This is a genomic window from Brevundimonas sp. CURTG3B2_SDJG (assembly GCF_057364705.1).
This window is the reverse complement of sequence record NZ_JBNFOJ010000210.1, coordinates 1-4,949: the sequence shown is the minus strand read 5'-3', so window position 1 is coordinate 4,949 and position 4,949 is coordinate 1. Positions and strand designations below refer to the sequence as shown.

The following is a 4,949-nucleotide window of genomic DNA, read 5'->3' as shown; positions in this document are numbered from 1 at the left end:
GCCTCGGGCGCCCGGCGAGGGGGCGGTTCGGCCGCGGCGGGTGCCGGCTTCGCCGCGGTCGAGGAGGCTCCCGGCTCAGGTCCAGGTTGAGCAGCCAGCCGGTGAAGGCAGGAAGGCGGCGTTCTGCAGAATCGTGAAGGCCTGCGGGCCCCACTCCAGGCCGAAGACGACATCGACGGCCATATCGACCAGCAACTGCGCCGCCAAGGCGGCCACGACCGCGCCGCGCGCCTTCCGGCGGCGGTCGATGAGGTCGTCGGACCGATCCTTCAGAAGCCTCCAGGCCAGATGGCCGACCATCGCCAGGCCCAGGGCGATGAGCAGCCAGGATAGGCCCTTTCCCTCCAACGTCGGGCCGAACACGCCCCGATCGACGCTGGCGACCGCGATCCAGGCCGCGCCGACGGCGAGGACCGCGCCTCGCGGGCGGAAGGCCCGGTCGAACACGGCCAGGCACCACCACCACAGGAAGACGGCGGCGTAGCCCGCGATCAGGGCGGCGAACACGCCCAAGGGGGGTGACAGCCGAAGGGCGGGTTCGGGGGTGTTCCCCGCCAGGAAGCCGCACAGGCACAGGGCCAGGGGGATGAAGAAGCGGCGCGCGGGGCGGCTTCGCCCCTGCGGCGCGAAGGCGGCCCACAGCAGCAAGGTCGCGCCGGCGACGCGCACCACGACATCGAGTTCCGTCGGAGACATGCCGCAGAGCTACCGCTTCGTCCGGCCGTGGGATAGGTGAGAGGGATGCGCCGCATCCTCGACTTCGTCCTGAACATGGAGGGCCGCCGCTGGCGGACCGCCCTGGCGGCGGCGCTGCTGCTGGGCGCGACCCTGGGTCTACTGGCCCTGGGCAAGCACGCCTTCGACCTGGGGGCCGAGGCCAGGCTGGAGGCCTGGCTTCAGGGCTACGCCGGCAGCCCTTGGGCCTTCGTGATGACGGTGGTCCTGTTCGTCGTTTCGGCCTTTCTCGGCGCGCCGCAGTTCATCCTGATCGCCGCCTGCGTCGTCGCCTTCGGCCCGTCGCTTGGCTTCTTCTACAGCTGGGTCGCCACCGTGGTTTCGGCCGGCGTGACCTATTGGCTGGGACGCGGCCCGACGGCGCGCCTGATCGACCGGTTCGACAGCCGCACGCTGGACCGCCTGAAGCGCTTCGTGGGCAAGAACGCCTTCTACGCCAGTTTCATGATCCGCAACGTCCCCTCGGCTCCCTTCATCGTGGTCAACATGGCGTTCGGAGCGACGCGGGCGAACTTCTGGCTGTTCCTGGCTGGCTGCGCTCTCGGCGTCCTGCCCAAGACGGCGCTGGTGGCCTTCTTCGGCGGGGCCGTGGTCTCGGCGGTGTCGGGCGACGGGGTCTGGACCTCGCTGATCCTGGCCGGCGTCGCGGCGGCTTGGCTGGGACTGATGCTGGGCGTCCGTGAATGGGTCAAGCGGCGCGAGAAGGCCGCCGGCGCCGCGGACGACTGAAGGGAAAGAACACCCTGCTTCGAGCGTTAGGTCCTGGTCCTTCCCCGAAGGAGAGGCTCATGCTGAAGCTCTATTATTCCCCCGGCGCCTGCGCCATGGCCTCGCACATCGCTCTGGAAGAGGCGGGCGCCGACTACGAACTGGTCAGGATCGACCTGAAGAAGGGCGAGCAGAAGACGCCGGAATACCTTGCGGTCAATCCCGCGGGGGTGACGCCCGCCCTGGTCACTGAGGAAGGGGTGCTGACCGAAAATCTGGTCATCATGGGCTACGTCGCCCAGACCCATCCGCACGCCCATCTGGCCGACCTGGAGTCCAGTTTCGAGTTCGGTCGGATGCAATCGGTGAACGGCTTCCTGGCCTCGTCGCTGCATCCGGCCATCGGGCCGGTGATCTTCGCCCGGCCGCCGCTGGAGGGCGAGGCGAGAGCGGCCGCTCTGGACAAGGCCCTGGCCCGCTACGACCTGGTGGAACGCCATTTGCTGGAGGGGCCGTGGGTGATGGGCGAACTGTACACCGTGGCCGACGGCTATCTGTCGGTCTTCACGCGGTGGTTGCGGTTGAACGATCTTCTGGACAGGGAGCGGTTTCCCCGTCTGACCGCCCATTTGAACCTCGTCCAGTCGCGTCCCGCCGTTCAGAAGGTCCTGCACATGGAGGGTCTTCATCCCGTCTGAGCGGGAAGGCGTGGCGCAAGACGTCTCGTTAAGGATTTCCCGTTATCGTTGTATTGGAGGCGCCGTATGGATATCACCCGGCTGACTCGCGAACATCGGGATATCGTCGCCGGCGGCGGCCTTGGTCGGCTTGGCCGACGCCGTCAAGACCGGTCCGGACGCGGACGAGGCCCTGGAGCTGATCTCGGCCCTGGATCAGTGTCTTCTCGAGCATCTGGAAGCCGAGGACCGGGAGGTCTATCCGCTGCTGATGGCCGACCCCGATCCGCAGGTGCGCACCCTGGCGGCGGCGGCGTTCGAGGATGTCGGCGGCCTGAAGGGGGCGTGGAGCCATTTCGTCGGCCATTGGAGCCGGCCGGCCATCCTGGGGGATCCCCGGCGGTTCGCCGAGACCGCGGGTTGCATCCTGCAGGCCCTGATGCTGCGGGTCGAGCTGGAGGAGGACGTGCTCTATCCGGCGGCCCGCAGGGCGGCGTTCGCGCGATTGACCAGGACGCCCGCCGCCTGACCGTCATCACGGCTTCGCCAGCCACGCTTTCCGGGCTTGTAATCGCCGTCGCACACGGGCAAACGAGCCAACGGTCGGTCCGGCGAAGACGATCAGGAGGCGGTGCGTATGGGGATGCGCGCGGCCAGGGCGTCGCCGAAACGGATCAAGTCACTGACGCCCTTCCAGGCCCGAACGAACGGTATCCCAGGCCCATGTTCTCCCACGTATTCGGCGCGATCTCGAACGACATCGCCATCGATCTCGGCACCGCCAACACCCTGATCTACATGAAGGGCAAGGGCATCGTCCTGAACGAGCCCTCGGTGGTCGCCCTCAGGAACGTCGGTGGACGGAAGATCGTCCACGCCGTCGGCATCGAGGCCAAGCAGATGCTGGGCCGCACCCCGGGCCACATGGAAGCCATCCGCCCCATGCGCGACGGCGTCATCGCCGACTTCGAAGTCGCCGAGGAGATGATCAAGCACTTCATCCGCAAGGTTCACAACCGCAAGGGCTTCGTGAATCCCAAGGTGATCGTGTGCGTGCCGTCGGGCGCCACGGCGGTCGAGCGCCGCGCCATCAACGACAGCTGCCTGAACGCCTCTGCCCGCCGCGTGGGCCTGATCGACGAGCCGATGGCCGCCGCGATCGGCGCCGGCCTGCCGATCCACGAGCCGACCGGCTCGATGGTGGTCGACATCGGCGGCGGCACCACCGAGGTGGCCGTGCTGTCGCTGTCGGGCATCGTCTATTCGCGCTCGGTCCGCGTCGGCGGCGACAAGATGGACGAGGCGATCATCTCCTACATGCGCCGCAACCATAACCTGCTGATCGGCGAGACCACCGCCGAGCGCATCAAGAAGGACATCGGCACGGCCCGCATCCCCGCCGACGGCGAAGGCCTGTCGATCGACGTCAAGGGCCGCGACCTGATGCAGGGCGTGCCCCGCGAGGTCCGCATCTCGGAGCGCCAGGCCGCCGAAGCGCTGGCCGAGCCGGTCTCGCAGATCGTGGAGGCCGTGAAGGTCGCCCTGGAGGCCACGCCGCCGGAACTGGCCGCCGACATCGCCGACAAGGGCATCATGCTGACCGGCGGCGGCGCCCTGCTGCGCGGCCTGGACGCCGAGATCCGCGACCACACCGGCCTGCCGGTCTCCGTGGCCGACGACCCGCTGTCCTGCGTGGCCATCGGCTGCGGCCGCGTGCTGGAGCACCCGCGCTGGATGAAGGGCGTGCTGGACTCGGCCCTCTAGGGCCGGGTTCGAAACAACGCCTCAAATCCCCGTCATCACAGGGATTGCATCGGTTCCCAAGCGGGCCGGATTTTGCGATAGGCTCGGCGTATCGGCGGGCGCCCCGCTGATTCCCTCTTTTCAGGAAGGCGCGCCGTGGCGTTTCGCGACGGACCGTTCGAGAACATCAAGGTGCCGCTGGTCTGGACCGCGGCGGTCGCCGTCGCGCTCTGCGCGCTGGGCGCCGTCCTGCTGCTGATCAGCGACGCCCGCGCTCAGACATCGCCCTACAAGCCCCTGCGGGCGGGGGTCGAGACCGTGGCCGGCCCGGTCGGCGGCGTGTTCGCCGCTCCGGTCCGCTGGTTCGGCTCGCTGAGCGACGGCGTGCGCGGCTACTTCTTCGCCGTCTCCGAGAACCGGCGCCTGAAGCGCGAACTCGCCGAGCTTCAGCCCTGGCGCGACCAGGCGATCGCGCTCAAGAACGTCAACGCCCGCTACGAGGCCATGCTGGGCATCCGGCCCGAACCCGATGTGCCCATGGTCACCGCCCGGTCGGTGCTGGACTCGCGCGGTCCCTTCTCGAACGCGCGCCTGATCGACACCGGCTCGGCCAAGGGCGTGAAGGTCGGCAATCCGGTCATCAACGAGCATGGCCTGGTCGGCCGGGTCATCGGGACGTCCGGCAATGTCAGCCGGATGCTGCTGCTGACCGACGTGGCCAGCCGCACGCCGGTGCTGGTCGACCGCACCGACGCCCGCGCCATCCTGACCGGCGACGGCTCGGACAATCCGCGGCTGGAGTTCGTGCGCGGCGTCGGCTCGGTCCAGGCGGGCGACCGCATCCTGACCTCGGGCGACGGCGGCGGCTTCCCGCGCGGCGTGCCCATTGGCGTCGCCGCCAAGGGCATCGACGGCTCCTGGCGGGTCAAGCTGTTCAGCGACCGGGGCGCCATCGACTATGTGCGCGTCATGCTGTTCGAGGACTTCGGCCAGCTGATCGGCGCCGACGACCTGAACGCCCCGCCGCTGGCCGCCCTGGACACCCTGCCGGAAGCCACCGGCGCCCAGGCCGCCGCCATCGCCGAC

At 69.1% G+C, this 4,949-nt stretch carries 6 protein-coding genes; 5 read left to right on the top strand and 1 reads right to left on the bottom strand.

Features of this window, described 5'->3' with window-relative positions; all coding sequences use genetic code 11:
* Positions 1-75: 75 nt before the first annotated feature.
* Positions 76-696: a hypothetical protein gene (locus tag AC2W7C_RS13325; RefSeq protein ID WP_486001871.1), complete on the bottom strand. Its 621-nt coding sequence runs from the start codon at positions 694-696 to the stop codon at positions 76-78.
* 45 nt (positions 697-741) lie between these two features.
* Here AC2W7C_RS13325 and AC2W7C_RS13320 point away from each other — a divergent pair, with 45 nt between their 5' ends.
* The 5 genes from AC2W7C_RS13320 to mreC form a co-directional block, all read left to right on the top strand.
* Positions 742-1,464, top strand: coding sequence for a TVP38/TMEM64 family protein (locus AC2W7C_RS13320; RefSeq protein ID WP_486001870.1), 723 nt, complete (start codon positions 742-744; stop codon positions 1,462-1,464).
* Between the two features lie 59 nt (positions 1,465-1,523).
* Positions 1,524-2,141, top strand: a complete 618-nt coding sequence (locus tag AC2W7C_RS13315; RefSeq protein WP_486001869.1) for a glutathione S-transferase family protein — start codon at positions 1,524-1,526, stop codon at positions 2,139-2,141.
* Positions 2,142-2,262: 121 nt separating this feature from the next.
* A complete protein-coding gene (locus tag AC2W7C_RS13310; RefSeq protein ID WP_486001868.1) occupies positions 2,263-2,649 on the top strand; it encodes a hemerythrin domain-containing protein in 387 nt (128 codons plus the stop codon).
* 194 nt (positions 2,650-2,843) lie between these two features.
* Positions 2,844-3,884 carry a rod shape-determining protein gene (locus AC2W7C_RS13305; RefSeq protein WP_092310269.1) on the top strand — a complete coding sequence of 347 codons (1,041 nt, stop codon included), beginning with the start codon at positions 2,844-2,846 and terminating at the stop codon, positions 3,882-3,884.
* A 135-nt stretch (positions 3,885-4,019) separates the two neighbouring features.
* Positions 4,020-4,949 (top strand): rod shape-determining protein MreC (gene mreC, locus AC2W7C_RS13300; RefSeq protein ID WP_486001867.1); only part of this gene is annotated, 930 nt, incomplete at its 3' end.